This window comes from Roseixanthobacter liquoris (genome assembly GCF_043195135.2).
Classification (GTDB): Bacteria; Pseudomonadota; Alphaproteobacteria; order Rhizobiales; family Xanthobacteraceae; genus NCEH01.
Genome location: NZ_CM195537.1, coordinates 4,175,493 through 4,192,317, shown reverse-complemented (window position 1 = coordinate 4,192,317; position 16,825 = coordinate 4,175,493). Strand labels below are relative to the sequence as shown.

Genomic DNA, 16,825 nt, shown 5'->3' with positions numbered 1-16,825 from the left:
TGGCGGCGGCGGGGCTGCCTGCGGTCAGCGTGCGTGATCCGCTCCGCGTGAGGACGCAGAGGCGTCCCACGGCGCGATCCAGGGCTTGCCGGTTCCCGGCGGCAGGCTCCGCCGCGGCTGAGATCCAGGGCCAATCGACAGTCGTGGCGTGAGGCCGTTGCAGTGGAGCATCGTCATGCACGGGCCTGTCCGTGCATCCACGCGGCACCATTGGTGCCGGCTTCTCAAGGCCCGCGTTGACGGCCCGGTGTGGATGGCCGGGACGGGCCCGGCCATGCGACCGGCGAAGGAAAGACACTCGCGCGCACCCGGCGTTCAGGCGCCTCGACGATCCACCGCGCCGCTGAATGTCGACCCCGTCCTAGACCTTCCGCACGAATTCCGCGCGCAGAACCAAGCCCTTGATGCCGGGATAGCGGCAGTCGATCTCCTGATCGTCCCCCGTCAGCCGGATCGACTTGATCACCGTGCCGCGCTTGAGGGTCTGGTTCGCGCCCTTGACCTGGAGATCCTTGATCAGCACCACGCTGTCGTCGTCCTTCAGCAGGTTTCCGGCGGAATCGCGCACCTGCACACCGCCCGCCTGTGCCTTCAGTGCCGCCTCGCCGGGGCTGAGCCATTCGCCCGTGGCTTCATCATAAACATAGTCATCGCCGCCATTCGTGCTCATTTCACCCTCGTGTGCCGAATCTGAGTGCCGCACTATATCGGCCAGACGGGGGTGTGTACGGGCCGAGGGCGCAGCGGCGCCATCCGGCGGGGATCGGCTTCGCGCCCCGTGCGAGAAAAGGTCAGGCCGCCCGCGCGCCCACCGCCAGCAACGAGGGTGATGGCCCCGAGCGCGTCGCACCGGACCTGGATGACCCGACGGGGTTCAGCGGCCTTCGGCATATGCAGCTCCCGCCTTGGGTCCGTTCCGCCTTGACGCGCTGCGAAACGAAATGTCGGGTTCGTGATTGGTGCTTCATCCTACTAGAAGGTAGAAGGACGGCATGAGCAATGTCACGAACACCTCCGACGAAATTCTCCGCTGCGCCCGCTCGCTCATCGTCGCGGGGGGGTACAACGGCTTTAGCTATGCCGACATCGCCGAGGTTGTCGGGATTCGCAAAGCAAGCATCCACCACCATTTCCCAAGCAAGGCCGACCTGGTCCGGATTCTCGTGGCCCGGTATCGCGAAGAGGCCGGCACAGGGATTGCCGAGCTTGAGCGCCGTCACCCTGATCCGGTGGATCAGCTTCGTGCCTATACGGCCTATTGGGCGGCTTGCATCGGCGACCAGACACGACCTTTTTGTGTATGCGCCCTGCTCGCGAGCGAAATTCCGGCGCTGCCGCCGGAGATCGCGCTGGAGATCAGGGCCTATTTTCGTATGTTCTCGGCCTGGCTGACTTCCCTCATGGAGCGGGGCGCAGGGCAGGGGACGTTAATTCTGTCCGGAACCCCAAAATCCGAGGCGGAGACCTTCATGGCGACCGTACACGGCGCGATGCTTTCGGCTCGGGCCTATGGCGATCCCGCAATATTCTCCACCATCACTAAGCCTTTGATCGAAAGGCTCGTCGCCGTTCGACAGTGAATGGAAAGGACGCCACGGGCGTCTATTTCGCCGGTTCTATCTACCATTTAGTTGGTAGATAGAACTGATATCCTTTCCCACCCGGCTGGACCTCTTCCGCGTCCGATGCCTACCAACCAGTAGAAAGATTGAAAATGACAAGCACCCACACCGGCCCGTCTGGCAATGACCAGCAGCAATGGCTCAAGCTCTATTACTTCATCCGGGCCGGCTTCTCCGGCGTTTGGGTGGCGCTCGCCTTCACCGCCGGACAGCATTCGCTGGCGCTCGCAGCGATCTTGCTTATTTTATACCCGGCCTGGGATGCGGCGGCGAATTTCGCCGATGCCGCGCGCAGCGGCGGCCTCGCCAAGAATAGAACTCAGGCCCTCAATGTGGCCGTGAGCGTGGCAACGACCCTCGCTGTCGTCGCGGCGTTGCAGCTGGGCATGAATTGGGTGCTTGGCGTGTTCGGCGCGTGGGCGATCCTCGCCGGCCTGCTTCAGCTCGGGACCGCCATCCATCGCTGGAAGAGCTTGGGCGCGCAATGGCCGATGGTCTTGAGCGGCGCACAATCGGCCTTGGCGGGCGCCTTCTTCATCTCGCAGGCGCAAATGCCGGCCCCGCCGTCGCTTGCGCGCGTGGCCGGCTATGCTGCGGTGGGCGCTGTCTATTTCCTGATTTCGGCAGTATGGCTCTCCATCAGCGATCTTCGTCGCAAGAATGTCCGGCCGTCTTCAGGAACCAGATGACGGCCGCCGGGGAATGGCGCAGCTTTGCGACGTCACGCCTGCTCCAATTGGCCCAGATAGGCGCAGATCATGTCGGCCATCGCATCGGCATAGGTCATGATCTCGGCCTCCGACCTCGGACATCTTGAGAACTCCTTTCCCACCGCGGTCATCGTCGTGGTGATGAGATCCCCGGCCAGTTCGCGGACGCCCTCTCGGGCGTTCGGAAGCAGTTCACGCATGAAGGTCTCGACGATGCGGTCGCCATCCGCCTGGACCTGTCGGGCTTCCGGCGTATCGCGATAAAGCGGGGCCGCATCGTCAAGGGCGAGGCGGACCGCCATCTCTTCAACCTCCGAGCGGATGAAGACGTGAACCAACGTCCTCAGCCGCTCGAGCGGGGGCCTCTCGACGTCACCGAGGATCGTCGCCCATTTGTCCGCCGTTTCCCGCCATTCATCGCTTTGCAGCCGGAACAGAATGGCCGCCTTGTTCGGGAAATATTGATAGAGCGACCCGACGCTGACCCCGGCCTTTTCGGCGACGCGCGCCGTGGTGAAACGCTGCGCGCCCTCGTGCGCCAAAACCTGAACAGCCGCTTCCAGGATCGTCGCGACAAGGTCGGACGAGCGGGCCTGTTTGGGTTGTTTCCGCGGGGATATTCGGGGTGCCGGACGATCCGTCATTGCGCTTCCAGAATGCGACTACGAAATGCGACGAAACAATCGTATTTTTTCGTTGAACGCAACGCCCCCACGATTGGAAGCCAAAATGACCACCCTGACGCCCCTGACCACGCTGACCGCCGCGCCCGTCGCGCCCCTGCTGGCCCGCCTGTTCACGCGGGCCGCCGCCGCCAAGAGCCCCGCAATGGCCGAGATGCCGCATGATGAGCGCGAACGGCTGATGCGCAGCAATACGGAATATCTCGATTTCTACGGTCGACTGAAGGATCTTTGGCTGCCCGTCTCGCGGGAAACGGGCGCGTTGCTGTATATGCTGGCGCGCAGCATGCGAGCGAAGAGCATCGTCGAGTTCGGCACCTCCTTCGGCATTTCCACCCTGCATCTCGCGGCGGCGCTGAGGGACAATGGTGGCGGGCGGGTGGTCACGACTGAATTCGAGCCGTCCAAGGTGGCCCACGCCCGCCAACACCTGGCGGAAGGCGGCCTCCTCGATCTTGTCGAATTTCGTGAAGGTGACGCGCTTTCGACACTGAAGACCGACCTGCCCGACTCGATCGACCTGCTGCTGCTTGACGGCGCGAAGTCCCTCTACACGGAGATCTTGAGCCTGACGGAGGACCGCCTGAGGCCCGGAGCGCTCATCGTGGCGGACAATGCGGACTATTGCCCCGCCTATCTTGAGCGCGTGCGGGCGCCGGGCAGCGGCTATCTGTCGGTGCCCTTCGCCGATGACGTCGAGCTTTCCCTGCGGCTGGGCTGATCGATCACCTAAGCTTCAGGGAAAATGCCCTGAATCCATGTGTGAGCCCCCAAGACCTTCCTGAGCGACGCCCCCCTCAATCTCCGATAAATGAAGGCAATACGTCGTGAAACTGGTGGGAAATACCATCCTGATTACCGGCGGAACGAGCGGCATCGGCCGCGCGCTCGCGCTCGCATTCCATGAGCGTGGAAACCGCGTGATCGTAACGGGGCGGCGCCGGGAATTGCTGGACGCCCTTGCCGGCGCCCACCCGGGAATTGTCGGGATTGCGCTCGATCTCAACGAACCGGCTTCGTTATCTCGTCTTGGCCTGGAGGTGCGCGCGCGCTTTCCCGAGCTGAATGTGCTCATCGCCAACGCCGGCGTTTCGGGACCGGAAGACATGGCCGCCGAAGACTGGAACGCATCGACAGCCGAAGCGATCGTGAGGACGAATATTCTCGGTGTACTGTCTGTCACGGCCGAATTCCTGCCGATCCTCAAGGAGCGGCCGAACGCAACGCTCATGGCCACGAGTTCCGCACTGGCCTTCGTGCCGCGCGCGGGTTTTCCGACCTATTGCGCCAGCAAGGCGTTCCTGCACTCCTGGCTTGTATCGGTGCGGCACCAGCTGCGGAAGGTACCTGTCGAGGTTCTCGAACTCTCGCCCCCCTATGTGCAGACAGAGCTGACGGGCCCTCGGCAGGCCAGCGACCCCCGCGCCATGCCCCTGGATGCCTTTATCGCGGAGGTGATGGCGCTCCTCGCGCGGGGCGATCATCCGGATGGCGAGATTCTCCTCGCGCAGGACCAGACGCGGCGTTGGGCGGAACGGGATGGCAGGTATGCCGAGATCTTCGCGGCACTGAATCCTACATAGCAAGCTCCGAGAGAGCCGTGGAGAGGCGCGATCGGCGTGCCTCCACCTTTCCTGAAGCAGCATCGCGCCCGTGTGGGTTCACAAGCCCCGCGTGCCCCGGGGCGGGGTGCGCGGCGCATCCGCTCGTGCGGTTGGCAATACCCGAACGGTATTGAGACCCATACCGATAATATTGGCCTGACGCGCCTCCGGGCAATAATTGACCCACCAGCGAAATTGATCGGCCGCTCTCGTCTCAGGCCCGAGCGATCTCGTCTCCCGGCCCCGTTCCGGGACAAGCACTGATCTCGAGATTCACTAGATTCAAGGGAGAATTATTATGTTTGGTCGTTATGGTAAGGCGTTGATCGTCGGTGCCGCGCTTTTGTCGGGAGCCTTCACGGTATCCGCGGCTGATGCTGCCCCGGCGCGCAACGTCATTCTGGTTCATGGCGCGCTGGCCGATGGCTCGGGCTGGATGGGCGTTTACCATCGTCTCAAGGCGAAGGGCTACAAAGTCCAGGTGGTGCAGCAGCCGCAGACCAGCGAGGAAGAAGATGTCCAGGCCGTGAAGCGCGCGATCGCCCTGGCGGATGGCCCGGTGGTTCTGGTCGGCCACAGCTATGGCGGCCAGCTCATCACGGAAGCCGGTGACGACCCCAAGGTGACCGCACTTGTTTATGTTGCGGCGGCCGTTCCCGATGTGGGCGAGAGCCTGGAAGACCTCTTCAAGATCACGCCGTCGCCCACCGCCGATGCCATCCGCGCGACACCCGACGGCTTCCTCATGCTCGATCCGGCGCGGTTCCACGACGCATTCGCAGCCGACCTCCCCGGGGACCAGAGCGATTTCATGGCGGATTCGCAGGTCATGATCGCGGCAAAGGCGTTCGACACGAAGACCAAGGTCGCGGCGTGGAAGGTCAAGCGGAGCTACGGCATCGTCCCGCAACTCGATCGCACCGCCAGCCCGGTGCTGGAGCGCTTCATGTACACGCGTGCAAATGCCGAGATCACCGAAATCCCCGGTGCGAGCCACGCGGTGTTCGTTTCCCATCCCGCCGAGGTGGCCGCGGTGATCGAGAAAGCCGCTGCGAACTGACCGCGCCCCGCAGCATGGCGTCCGCAGCCGAATGGCCTGCCCGCGCGACGTGGTGAAGGGTCCTGCGCGCGCAGGGCCCTTCAGCTTCATGGCCGGCCGGAGTGGGCGAGGCTCGCACCCGCACGTTCAGGTTAAGTCGGCCTCTGTCAACCGCTTGACCTCCGCCAGGATGCCGGCAACCATCGGTCCGTTGGTTCCCCGCAGGGTGCTCAGGACGACGGGTGAGGTTGCGCCGTCCTCGGCCAGCGGCGCGAAGCAGATGTCCTGGCTGCGCATCAGCAGCGCTCTCGCCGGAACGATGCTGAAGCCGATGCCGGCGGCAGCCAGGCCCAGCGCGGCGGCCAGTCCGCGGATCGTCATCGTGTCCGCGGGCGTGAAGCCGACATGCTCGATGAAGCGCAGGACAGGATCTTGCGATCCGGGGGAGACCTGCTCCTCATACAATATCAGGGTTTCGCTCCTGAAATCCGCCAGCCGGACGGGCTGGCCGGCGCCACGAAACGCCGGGTGGCCCGTCGGCAGCGCCAGCATCAGCGACTCGTTCCGGACGATGATCTGCTCGACCTGGTCGTCCACCAGCAGCGTCAGGCCGAGGGCGAGGTCGATCTCTCCGTTGCGGAGGGCGCGAGGCTGATCGACCGATGCGACCTCGACATATTCGAACTCGTATTCGCTATGGTTCTCGCGCAGATACCGGAAGATCCGGGGAGACCGGCCGTACAGCAGGGGAAGATCGAAGCCGATCTTGAAAAGACGTCGCCGCTTCGCGTTGAAGGCGGCGACGTCCCGCTTGGTCCGCTCCACCCTCATCAGGATTTCGCTCGCGCGTTCCACCAGCAGGGCGCCGGCGGCGGTCAGCTTCAGTCCACGCGGGTTCCGGTGGAACAAGGACACCCCCAGCTCGGCCTCGAGCTTCGCGACCTGCCGGCTCAGCGGCGGCTGCGCGATATGAACCTCCGCGGCCGCCTTGGTGAAATTCAGGGTCCGCGCGACCGCCAGGAAATATCGGAGTTGGCGCAGTTCCACGTTTCAAACCCAAGCAGTTGGATTGCCCAGACCGATGGTACCGGCTCGCGCGTCGTCCGGCCACCGATCGATCCGGGGCGGAGCCGGCCGGAAAATCGCCCGTCCTCACCCGCTACGGGCGACGCACCGCGCCCAGAGCTATAGCCACAACGCAGAAAACGCCCCGGAGGGCGTCTGCTATAGATCTGATTTTTCGGATAAAAACTGGAGCGGGCGAAGGGATTCGAACCCTCGACCCCAACCTTGGCAAGGTTGTGAGATGGCTTTGATAGGCTTTTCCTGAGTTGGCTCTTGTGGTAAATAACGATTATAAATCAATCGATTGTTGATATTTAGATGTTCGCCATGATATGGATTTTCCCATCACGGTGGACACCATGTGGACACCATTTCCGAACGATGTCCACATGGATGGCCGAGATGGATCGATCGTCGAGTGTTCTGTTGACCAAACGTGCGGTCGACGCCGCCCAGCCTAGTGGTACGCGATATCACGTCTGCGATAGCAAGCTGGCGGGGTTCGCGCTTCGGGTAGAGGCAAGCGGGACGAAGACATTCGTCGTGCGTTATCGAGCCGATGATGGAGGGCGATCCGCTCCTCGTCGCTTCGTGACCATCGGACGCTATGGGACACTGACCGTTGACGAAGCGAGAAAGCAGGCCAAGACGATCCTTGGTGCCGCGGCGAAGGGAGACGACCCAGCAAACGATCGAGGCAAGAAACGGCGCGAAATCACGATGGCCAAGCTCATCGATCTCTATGAGGAAGAGGGCTGCTTTATCCAACGGGGCCAGCGCCAGGGCGAGCCGATGAAGGAGAGGACAAAGGCCTACACTCTTGCTCGACTTCGGCATCATGTAGTGCCTTTGCTCGGCCGCAAACGAGTGTCGGAAATTGGAACGGGCGAAATCGAGAGATTCGTCCGCGACGTTGCGGCGGGCAAGACCGCGCGGGACGAGAAAACTGGGCCTCGCAAACGCATCATTGTTCGCGGCGGTGATGGCGCTGCCCGAAAGGTTGTGCGGGATCTGTCGGCCGTCTTCAGCTTTGCGAATCGCCGCGGCATCATGACCGTGAACCCGGTGGAGAAGGCCTCCGTCCGGAAGACCGACAACCGGCGGGAGCGTTTCCTGACGCTGGAAGAAGTAGCTAAACTTGGGGCCGCTTTTGATGCCCTGGAGGCCGAGGGAGCAAATCCGAAGGCCATCGCGATTGCCCGCCTGTGGGCGCTCACCGGGTGCCGTCGGGATGAGATCGCTGGTCTGCGTTGGTCAGAGGTCGATTTCGAGCGGGGCTTGCTGATCCTTGCCGACAGCAAGACGGGCAAATCCATTCGCCCCCTTGGTGCTGCAGCCATCGCACTCCTTCATGCGGTTGATCGTGACCCAGAGGCCTCCTTCGTATTTCCAGCCGAACTCGGCGATAGTCACTACCAGGGTACAAAGCGGCTGTGGCCGAAGGTGATCCAGAAGGCGACATTGCCCGGCGTAACGCCCCACACATTGCGGCATACCATGGGGTCGACCGCGGTCTCTTCGGGCGAGGCACTGGCGCTAACGGGGGCAATCCTCGGTCACGCCAACCTGCGCTCAACAGCGATTTATGCTCACGTTCAGAACGATCCTTCCAAGAGAGCTGCCGATCGGGTGACCAAGAAGATTGCCAACGCATTGGCCGGAAAACTAAGGGATACGCGACAGCGAGGCGATGCTGTTAGATAACCCTCGCACTATAGGTGCCTTATTCCGGTTAAGGATTCACGGAACGTGCGATGGCTCGCGAACTAAGAGGATGGGCGCGGCCGCGTCCAATTCGAATCGCCTTTCTTATTCAAGAAGGTGAATACGCTGCCGTCACTTTGGACGCGATCTTCGCCGATTGTTATAGTCGTTGGGGTGGACGATTCAGTCTTGTCGTCCCTTGTATCGATGGGCGGATTTCACAAGTCTACTGGCCATGGCTTGAGACCTTCGATCCCGACCTAATCTACTCGTATGTGTCGCTCAGCCGCGAGGACATTATTGAGCTTCACGAGCGACTTTGCCCGGCGAAATATACTTTTCATGGAACAGGCGGGGACCACCCCGATGATCCGTCCAGCTATCGTCCCTCCTATGAATCCAAACCGCTTTCCTCACTTTCAACCATTTTCCGGTCTGCGCGATATACTCGCGTGCGCGGTGAAGGTGCTGCCGTCCAAATTATTGATAGCTGGCACACCGAAAGCGCGACGCGTTTCCTGACTGACAATTTCGGAACCTACCGGAGCAGTCAGGGCAGCGGCATGTTTCCATCTGATGCAACTGGAATAGCAAGCCTTCTGACGATTGTTTCACCCGAGGCGCAGGCTGATCGTCACCAGGGCGTTCCGCGCGACCTCAATGCGATCCCAAATGAGATGGCAGCGTTTGTCGCCTTTGCCGAAGGGCAGGCAACAAGCCTGGCGATGGCATCGCAGCTCTTCGCGCCGAAACTGGAGATTCAAGCAGGCCGGTGGAGTGGGACCTTCAATCTAGTTGTCGGAGACAGCTTTTCGGATCGCGTAATGTTCTGGAACGCGCGCCTGTTCATTCCATCATGGTTGGACAGTGATCTGTGTTGCTTCCGCATCACGCCTGGGCAGGCGGAGGACAATGATTTCGTTCAAGTGCTCGTTAGTCTCATCAACCGCCGCAATCACGTGAATCGGGGCTCTGGGGGCCAGCCGCAACTCGCGATCAGATCATGCTCGCTTGACCCCGGGCACCTCGACGCCATCCGACAAAGGCTAGCTACGTCTCGGCTATGGGGCGCGGTCAAGGCGGAGGCGATTGCCGGTCCAGATGCTCTTGTGCCTACCGATGAGGCGCTTTCCAACGCGCGGGAAGGCAATCGCTTTGGTGACGGCCTGTTTCCTCGCGCCGATTGGATGGAGTTTGTCTGGACCGGACCCTCGGCCCGCCCACTTGCCACAACGCCAGATCATCTTGTCGACGCGCCGCCGCGTCAGGTTTTCGCCCAAGGCTATTGGGGCACGGACTATCTCTTCGAATATGATGGTCCTGGGCCTCGTTTCGGCGGCAACAATCGTTGGATCCTACCCCGCCGTTGGCGAATGGCTCAGGCCTTTCAGGTCAGGTTGGCGAACACGCCTCCCCATGCACTATTGTCCCCGCGGCGCAGTCGGGGCGGCGCACTTGCAGTCTTTCACAACGCTGACCATCCGATTGATACGATCACTGTCCCTATTACCGATGGCGCGTTCTATTTTGCGCTGACGCAGGACGGTCGTTGGGCCGCGCAAGCTGAAGAGTACGGGCAGATCGAGCCTCCATCCAAAGTGGATTGGGCCAATCCATCAAACGAAGCCCGCTATCTTGCCGGGGTGTTGGGCATGGCCGGAGGGCTCCTGCCCGCGAGCAGTTTTCTGTTGCATCCATTTCTTCGAGATTTCTTTGCGCGCCTGGGCGGCACACCGGGATTGCAGCCCGACAAGGTTAAGCCAACGGTCGATCGACTCCGGAAGCTCGCCCCTCGGCTTCCCGCCTTCGATCTGCGCGGAGAGACTGAGCGAGAGGCCCTTGGAACACTGATTGTGAAAGCGGCGAAATCGCTCAAAAATCCACTGCACTTCGTAAAATACGAAGATATGAAACGCGGATGGAAGGAACACCGTGCAGCTTATCAAGCGGCTCATCCGCAGTTGGGGGAACCCGATCCCAGCGTCGATTGGGACAAGCTCGAAGAGGATTCACTCGACGCGTCCCTTATCGCTATGCGGCGTCGCCAGATGGTCTTTCAGGGGCATCAATGGACCTGCTCCAACTGTCATCATCGCAACTGGGTTGATCTGGGCAGCCTCGCGCCAGAACTCAGTTGTGAGGTCTGCAAGACCGTCGTTCAGGCGCCTGTTGCCATCAATTGGCTTTTCCGTCCGAACGAGTTTTTGATCGAGAGCCTCCGCGATCATAGTGTTTTATCACTGGTGTGGGTGCTGACCGTTCTCCTGGAACGATCGCGGTCGTCGTTCATTTATACCGGACCAACATGGTTCGGTTTTCGCCCCGACTCCGAAGAGCCTGACGCTGAAGCCGATCTACTGGTTTTGAGCGACGGACAAGCAATCCTGTGCGAAGTCAAGTCAAGCTGGCATAGCCTTCGCGGTTCCGATATTCGCGACCTGGTCAACTTGGCGAAACGACTCCGGCCGGATCTCGCGCTTCTTGCGGTCATGGAATCCGGAGCTGGGCCTCAAGCGGAGCTCATGACTGCCAAAGCCGATTTGGAAGGGGTGGGAATTGGCTTTGAACTACTGATACCTCATGCCGAAGAGCATCGCGATGATCTTTACCTGCCATCGCCGGATTAGCCGTCCGATGGTCCGCGCAAATTCCTTATGGATATTTGCTTTCTCGAAGCTGCCGAGGTCGTCATCGGCACGATCGGGTCGGTGTCTCTCAATCGGCGCCTGTTCGTCACGCTTCCGAAAATAATCCCCTTACCGTCTCGATCGGCATCAGCATGGTCCGTTCGCCGAGCGGGGAGAGAATAAATCCATGCCGCTGGTAAAAGCTCACGGCCGCATCGTCGATCGCATGAGCCACGATGGCTCGAACGCCGGCGATCTCGGACGCGGCCAAGCAGCGCCGCAGCGCATCTGCGAGCAGGTCGGTGCCAAGCCCCATTCCCTGATACGCTTGATCGACTGCCAGACGACCGATCAGCAGCAAGGGAATTTGCTCCGGCATACCCTGGCGCAGCTTGGCGCTCGGCAGGGCGATCCGCTTTTCCATGGCGGTCGAGATGGCATAATAGCCGGCGACGCGCTTCGGGGTATCCCTGTCGCAAACCACATAGGTGCGCGCCGACATCCCTTCACTGGCAAGGGCTCGATCCCGCAGCCAGTCATCGAGAGACGGATGCCTGCCATTTCGGAACGCCCCGACATCGTGATCGCCGGTCAACCGCTCCGGAGGGTCAACGCGTAGTCCTTGGGGCCGCTTTTGGCTTCCCTCTCCCTTGCCGGCCGGCATCAACGCTCCCAGACGGGCTTGCGCTTCATCCGCGTAAGAAGTTCCTCGGCCGGCTTGGCCGGAGCATCGAGCAGTGCGAGGAAGGCCACATGCGCCGCATCATCAAGAAAGAAGCTGCGCTGGTCGAGAATGGCTTCCTCCGCTTCCCGACGGGCGCTGTCCAGCATGAATTCCGACAGCTTCTGTCCGCGCAAGCTCGCGGCCCGACTTAGGATCGCCTTAGTCCCCGCCGAGGCGCGGATCTGGATGAGATCATCTTTCCGAGCAGCATCACGTTTGCGGCCACTCTCCGAGCGGGCTGATTGCACCATCGGAACGCTCCTATTTCAGGAGCCGGACATTGAAGATTTGCCATTACAATGTCAATACATTTCGGCCCAATCCAATCCTACAGCCTGATGCGGGGAGCGAGGAGACTTTCCCCTCGCTCCCCCGCCCAGCCGGGATTCCCCCCCAGGCGCTGCGGACGCCCGAGTTGCACGACCTCACCGAAGCCATCGAGGCCTTGCGCTTGGCCGGCAAGAGAACAAGCGATCATGAGTTCGCGTGGTTCAGTGCTGCCAACTCTTGTAGACGAACTCGAGGCTGTAGCCGTCCGGGTCTCTGACCTGCGCAGCATAGTAGCGTGGATCATAGTGGGCTTGTGGACCGGGCGGGTGAATCTGCGTGGCCCCGGCGGCGAGAGCCGCCGCATGGGCCTCTCGCACGTCCGCGTCGGAATCCGCCACGAAGCCGACATGCACGGCACCGGGCGCAGGCGTGCCCGCCCTGAGCCACAGGAAGAAGCGGCCGTTGGCTCCAAAGCCCTTAAGGTCTGGATGCCCGGGAGGGCCGTCCTTCCCATCATAGTCGATACGCTCCGTGATCCCGAGCGGCGCCAGCGCTCTGGTGTAGAAATCGATCGAGCGATCAAGGTCGCTCACAGTCAGAAAAATATGATCGAGCATGGAGTGATCCTCGTGAGATGAAGCAGGAAGGTTCAGTATCCGACGCCGCGCACGCCACCTGCCGCGCGGATCGACTCTCCCGTCACCCAGTGCGAATCCTCCGATGCAAGGAATACCGCGACCGGCGCGATATCCTCGGGTTCGCCGATGCGGCCGAGCGGCGTGCCGGCAATCATCTTCTCGCCGAACTCACCCGCGAAATTGCCGTCGGTGGCGGGCGTGTTGGTATTGCCCGGCAGGATCGAGTTCACCCGAATCCCGCGCGGCCCGAGTTCACGGGCCAATGCGAGCGTCATCGTGTCCACGGCCCCCTTCGTCGCCGCATAAGCGCTGGAGGCCAGATAGGGATCGGTGCTCAGGTACGAGCTGATATTGATGATGCTGCCGCCGGTTTCCCCGAAATGCTTCACCGCCTCGCGGATCGCGAGGAAATAACCCAGCACGTTGAGGTTGAACTGCTTGTGGAAGGCGTCTTCGGTCAGGTCGGCGACCATCTCGAACACAGCGATACCGGCATTGTTCACCAGGATGTCCACCTTGCCATGGTTGGCCTTCACGGTGTCGAACAAGCGGACAATGTCGGCAGATTTGCTCATGTCAGCCTGCGCGGCGATAGCCGACCCGCCAACGGCCTCGATCGACGCCACGACGGCATCGGCCCCCTGCCTGTTGGTCAGGTAGTTCACGACAACGGTGGCGCCTTCCGCTCCGAGTGCCTTGGCGATCGCGGCGCCGATGCCGCTCGACGCGCCGGTTACGACGGCAATCTTTCCGTTCAGCTTCATCTGGAAGTCCCACCCGTATCAATGCAATTTTGATTGTTGCAGTTATACGGGTGCACCCACTTTATGCAACAATCAAAATTGCATAAACCGGGCGACTGCGATATTCATGCTTGGTGTCTTCGCTTGGACCGGTGAGGGATTTCCCGCCGAAGGCGTGGTGCTTCCCGACCCCGGTCGTGAGGAGCAGCGTGGCAAAATGACGATATGATCGATACCCGCTTTCCTACGGCCTTGCAGATCATGCTGTCGCTTGCGCTAGCAGAGGCTGAGGGTGTGCCAAGCCTGTCGTCGGCGGAACTGGCTGCCTCCGTGGGTGGCCACGGCACCTTTGTCCGCAAGCTACTTGCCCCCCTGATCCGCGATGGCCTTCTGATCTCAAAAAAAGGAAAGTCGGGCGGAATGTCCCTGGGGCGGGCAGCGGATCGGATTACGCTGCGCGACATTCTCGTGTCGGTCACAGAGGAAAAGCCCCTTTGGTCGAGCCGGACGGATTTCCCACGCCGCTGCATCGTGACAAAGGGTATCGGAGACTATTTCGACAGGCTGGCGACCAATGCTGAAGAGGCCGCCAGAGCCACGCTGCAAACGTGCACGCTCGCTCAGGCGCTCGACGATTTGCGGGCGATCGTGGAGCGTGATCGCTCAAATGGCGACGCTACGCCCGGCGATCCTGAGAGCTCATCCGCAACGTCACATTGTGCGGATTTGCGATAACGGAACAAGCCGAGAAGCTGATCCCTGATCGGTGATGTGAACCATAGCGCCTCTTAGGTGGCCATGGGGTACCTGCGTGTGATTGCCCACTCCGACGGGGAGACGGTAGAGGTCCTCACCGTCTCCACCGCCCCCGATACAATACGGCGAGCTGCGCTCGCTTTGTCCTGATCGGCTGCGGCTGAAGGCTTGCCGATCCCGAAAGGGGAGAGATGGTCTTAGCCCTCTCTCCCCCGCAACCGCCGCCTGCGCGAGGGCGGGGCCGCGCGCTCGCAAGGCGGCGCATAGCTACCATTGTCCCAACCGTTCCGATCCACCCCGCTCGCGGCGCAGCCCAGCCCTGCTCGCCGGCAGCCGCCCCCCTCTCTGCCGCGCGCTCACGCGCCCCCGGAAGGCATGTCGGAGGACATGCCTTCGGCATTTACGGAGAAAGGACCGGAACAATGGCCAGAACATCGAAGAAGGCACGGGCCGTCACCGAGACGATGGCGGATCACGTTGCGGATGCGGAAGTCCGTAGCATCGGGGAAGCGGCGACGGAAATCGTCGGCGCGCTGCCCGCACCGGAGGCAGAGGCCGTGAGCGGCGCGGCGGATTTCATTCCGCTCAACAAGTTGAAGAAGTCGCCGCGCAATGCCCGCAAGACCCCGCACAGCGAAGCGACCATCGAGGCGCTGGCCGCCAGCATCGCCGTCAAGGGTATGCTGCAAAACCTTGTGGTGGAGCCCGAGCTTGATGCGGCGGGAGAGCCCACCGGCAGCTATTTCGTGACGGTGGGCGAAGGCCGCAGGCTTGCCCAGCTTCTCCGCGTGAAGCGCAAGGAGATCAGGAAGACCGAGCCTGTGCGCTGCGTCATCGACACGGCGAACGACCCGTACGAGATCAGCCTTGACGAGAACGTCACCCGCGAGGCGATGCACCCGGCCGACCAGTTCGAGGCGTTCCGAGAGCTTGCGGAAAATCACGGATGGGGAGCCGAGGAAATCGCCGCCCGCTTCGGCGTGACGGCGCATGTGGTGCGCCAGCGCCTGCGGCTCGGCACAGTCAGCCCCAAGCTGTTGCAGGTGTACCGCGAGGGCGGCTTGAACCTCGATCAGTTGATGGCCTTCGCCATCACCGAGGACCATGCCCGGCAGGAGCAGGTCCATGAAGGTCTCGGCTACAACAAGGAGCCGTGGATTATCCGCCGTGACCTGACGAAGACCAATGTGGCAGCAACGGACCGGCGCGCGATCTTCGTCGGCGCGGAAGCCTTTGCCGAAGCCGGTGGTACCATCCTGCGCGACCTGTTCACCGAGGATCGCGGCGGCTTCTATGAGGATGCCGCGCTGCTGGACCGGCTCGTCACCGGGAAGCTGGAGCGGATCGGCGCCGAGGTTCAGGCGGAAGGCTGGAAGTGGGTCTCGGTCCACATCGACTATCCCCATGCCCACGGCCTGCGCCGCGCCTATCCGCTGCCGGTGGAGCTTTCCGAGGAAGATGCCGCCGCCTATGCCGCTGCGCAGGAGGAATACAACCGGCTGTCGGAGGAATGGGAAGGCGCAGAGGAGCTCCCCACAGAGGCGGACGAGCGGTTTGGGGTGCTCGAAGCGGACATGGAGCGCATCGACGTGCTCCGGCACATCTATGGCCCGGATGACATCGCGCGCGGAGGCGTGTTGGTCGTGCTGTCGCATGACGGCACTGCCCGCATCGAGCGCGGCTTCATGCACCCCGAGGACGAGAATTGGGCGCCGGAAGAAGCCGCAGAGGGCGTTCGCCTCAACGAGGATGGCGGGATCACCGGGTTCATCAAGGACGGCGAACAGGACGAGGACGGCAACCACGTTTCCGCCCTCGACGCCGAGGACGAGGACGCCGGGGACGCGAGCAAGCCGCTGTCGGACCTTCTCGTGCGAGATCTTACGGCACACCGCACGCTCGGCCTACGCCTCGCTCTCGGCGAGCAGCCGGACATGGCCTTGATCGCCGTCACCCATGCCCTCGCCGCGCCGACCTTCTATCGCGGCTCGGAAGCCGTCTGCCTCGAGATCCGCCCGAGCAGCCCGCACCTTGGCGGGCATGCGGACGGCATCGAGGACACCGCCCCGGCGAAGGCGCTGGCGGATCGCCATGCCGGCTGGCAGGCGGATATGCGGCGCGACGTGGTTGACCTGTGGGGCTTCGTCGCCGCGTTGGATCAGGCGAGCGTGCTGGCGCTGTTCGCCCATTGCGCCTCGCTCACCGTCGATGCGGTGAAGCTGCCTTGGGAGCGCAAGCCGCGCGCCCATGAGACCGCCGACCGGCTGGCGAGCGCGCTCGCGCTCGACATGACGGCCCACTGGACGCCCACCGCGCGGAGCTATTTCAGCCGCGTGACCAAAGCGCACATTGTCGCCGCCGTGCGGGAAGCGGTCAGCGACGAGGCAGCGGAGCGGATCGCCGGCATGAAGAAGCAGCCCATGGCGGAAACCGCCGAGCAGCTTGTCGTTGCCACCGGCTGGCTGCCCGCGCTGCTGCGCACCGAGCGGCCCGCTTGGCTGGACGCCTCGGAAGCCGCCGATACCGGCCCGGCCGACGACGGCGCAGCCTTCGACCACGCCGCCGAATGAGCCCACGGCCGGAGCCGCCGCCTGCGGCTCCGGCCAGCCTCTCGTCAGCCCCGAGAATTTTCCGGCCGCG

Annotated in this window: 16 protein-coding genes; 9 read left to right on the top strand and 7 right to left on the bottom strand. The window is 62.4% G+C overall.

Annotated features, from left to right (window positions below; all coding sequences use genetic code 11):
- Positions 1 to 361 precede the first annotated feature (361 nt).
- Positions 362 to 670 carry an alkylphosphonate utilization protein gene (locus tag V5F84_RS18930; protein WP_394041670.1) on the bottom strand — a complete coding sequence of 103 codons (309 nt, stop codon included), beginning with the start codon at positions 668 to 670 and terminating at the stop codon, positions 362 to 364.
- Between the two features lie 322 nt (positions 671 to 992).
- On the opposite strand from V5F84_RS18930, the gene V5F84_RS18925 reads away from it, so the two are divergent.
- Positions 993 to 1,580: a TetR/AcrR family transcriptional regulator gene (locus V5F84_RS18925; RefSeq protein WP_394041669.1), complete on the top strand. Its 588-nt coding sequence runs from the start codon at positions 993 to 995 to the stop codon at positions 1,578 to 1,580.
- Between the two features lie 134 nt (positions 1,581 to 1,714).
- Entirely contained in the window at positions 1,715 to 2,311 is a 597-nt protein-coding gene (locus V5F84_RS18920) for a DUF308 domain-containing protein (protein ID WP_394041668.1), read from the top strand.
- Between the two features lie 32 nt (positions 2,312 to 2,343).
- Here V5F84_RS18920 and V5F84_RS18915 read toward each other — a convergent pair whose 3' ends face one another.
- Positions 2,344 to 2,976 (bottom strand): TetR/AcrR family transcriptional regulator, encoded by a 633-nt coding sequence (locus tag V5F84_RS18915; protein WP_394041667.1) that lies wholly within the window; start codon positions 2,974 to 2,976, stop codon positions 2,344 to 2,346.
- A gap of 103 nt (positions 2,977 to 3,079) precedes the next feature.
- Here V5F84_RS18915 and V5F84_RS18910 point away from each other — a divergent pair, with 103 nt between their 5' ends.
- From V5F84_RS18910 to V5F84_RS18900, 3 genes are all read left to right on the top strand, one after another.
- Positions 3,080 to 3,736 carry an O-methyltransferase gene (locus tag V5F84_RS18910; protein WP_394041750.1) on the top strand — a complete coding sequence of 219 codons (657 nt, stop codon included), beginning with the start codon at positions 3,080 to 3,082 and terminating at the stop codon, positions 3,734 to 3,736.
- 106 nt (positions 3,737 to 3,842) lie between these two features.
- Complete coding sequence (locus V5F84_RS18905) at positions 3,843 to 4,598, top strand: SDR family oxidoreductase (protein WP_394041666.1); 756 nt, start codon at positions 3,843 to 3,845, stop codon at positions 4,596 to 4,598.
- A 343-nt stretch (positions 4,599 to 4,941) separates the two neighbouring features.
- A complete protein-coding gene (locus V5F84_RS18900; protein ID WP_394041664.1) occupies positions 4,942 to 5,679 on the top strand; it encodes an alpha/beta hydrolase in 738 nt (245 codons plus the stop codon).
- A 126-nt stretch (positions 5,680 to 5,805) separates the two neighbouring features.
- Here the strand turns inward: V5F84_RS18900 and V5F84_RS18895 are convergent, their stop codons facing one another.
- On the bottom strand, positions 5,806 to 6,705 hold the full coding sequence (locus V5F84_RS18895) for a LysR family transcriptional regulator (protein WP_394041663.1): 900 nt from the start codon (positions 6,703 to 6,705) through the stop codon (positions 5,806 to 5,808).
- Positions 6,706 to 7,116: 411 nt separating this feature from the next.
- On the opposite strand from V5F84_RS18895, the gene V5F84_RS18890 reads away from it, so the two are divergent.
- Positions 7,117 to 8,427, top strand: a complete 1,311-nt coding sequence (locus V5F84_RS18890; RefSeq protein ID WP_394041662.1) for a site-specific integrase — start codon at positions 7,117 to 7,119, stop codon at positions 8,425 to 8,427.
- A 50-nt stretch (positions 8,428 to 8,477) separates the two neighbouring features.
- Positions 8,478 to 11,054: a hypothetical protein gene (locus V5F84_RS18885; RefSeq protein WP_394041661.1), complete on the top strand. Its 2,577-nt coding sequence runs from the start codon at positions 8,478 to 8,480 to the stop codon at positions 11,052 to 11,054.
- Between the two features lie 106 nt (positions 11,055 to 11,160).
- On the opposite strand, the gene V5F84_RS18880 is transcribed toward V5F84_RS18885, so the two are convergent.
- From V5F84_RS18880 to V5F84_RS18865, 4 genes are all read right to left on the bottom strand, one after another.
- Positions 11,161 to 11,649, bottom strand: coding sequence for a GNAT family N-acetyltransferase (locus V5F84_RS18880; protein WP_394041660.1), 489 nt, complete (start codon positions 11,647 to 11,649; stop codon positions 11,161 to 11,163).
- A gap of 68 nt (positions 11,650 to 11,717) precedes the next feature.
- A complete protein-coding gene (locus V5F84_RS18875; RefSeq protein ID WP_394041659.1) occupies positions 11,718 to 12,029 on the bottom strand; it encodes a type II toxin-antitoxin system TacA family antitoxin in 312 nt (103 codons plus the stop codon).
- Positions 12,030 to 12,269: 240 nt separating this feature from the next.
- On the bottom strand, positions 12,270 to 12,665 hold the full coding sequence (locus tag V5F84_RS18870; RefSeq protein ID WP_394041658.1) for a VOC family protein: 396 nt from the start codon (positions 12,663 to 12,665) through the stop codon (positions 12,270 to 12,272).
- Positions 12,666 to 12,697: 32 nt separating this feature from the next.
- Positions 12,698 to 13,450, bottom strand: coding sequence for an SDR family NAD(P)-dependent oxidoreductase (locus tag V5F84_RS18865; protein WP_394041657.1), 753 nt, complete (start codon positions 13,448 to 13,450; stop codon positions 12,698 to 12,700).
- A 204-nt stretch (positions 13,451 to 13,654) separates the two neighbouring features.
- On the opposite strand from V5F84_RS18865, the gene V5F84_RS18860 reads away from it, so the two are divergent.
- Positions 13,655 to 14,164 (top strand): Rrf2 family transcriptional regulator, encoded by a 510-nt coding sequence (locus tag V5F84_RS18860; protein WP_394041656.1) that lies wholly within the window; start codon positions 13,655 to 13,657, stop codon positions 14,162 to 14,164.
- A 443-nt stretch (positions 14,165 to 14,607) separates the two neighbouring features.
- Positions 14,608 to 16,755 (top strand): ParB/RepB/Spo0J family partition protein, encoded by a 2,148-nt coding sequence (locus tag V5F84_RS18855; RefSeq protein WP_394041655.1) that lies wholly within the window; start codon positions 14,608 to 14,610, stop codon positions 16,753 to 16,755.
- The last annotated feature ends 70 nt before the right edge of the window (positions 16,756 to 16,825 follow it).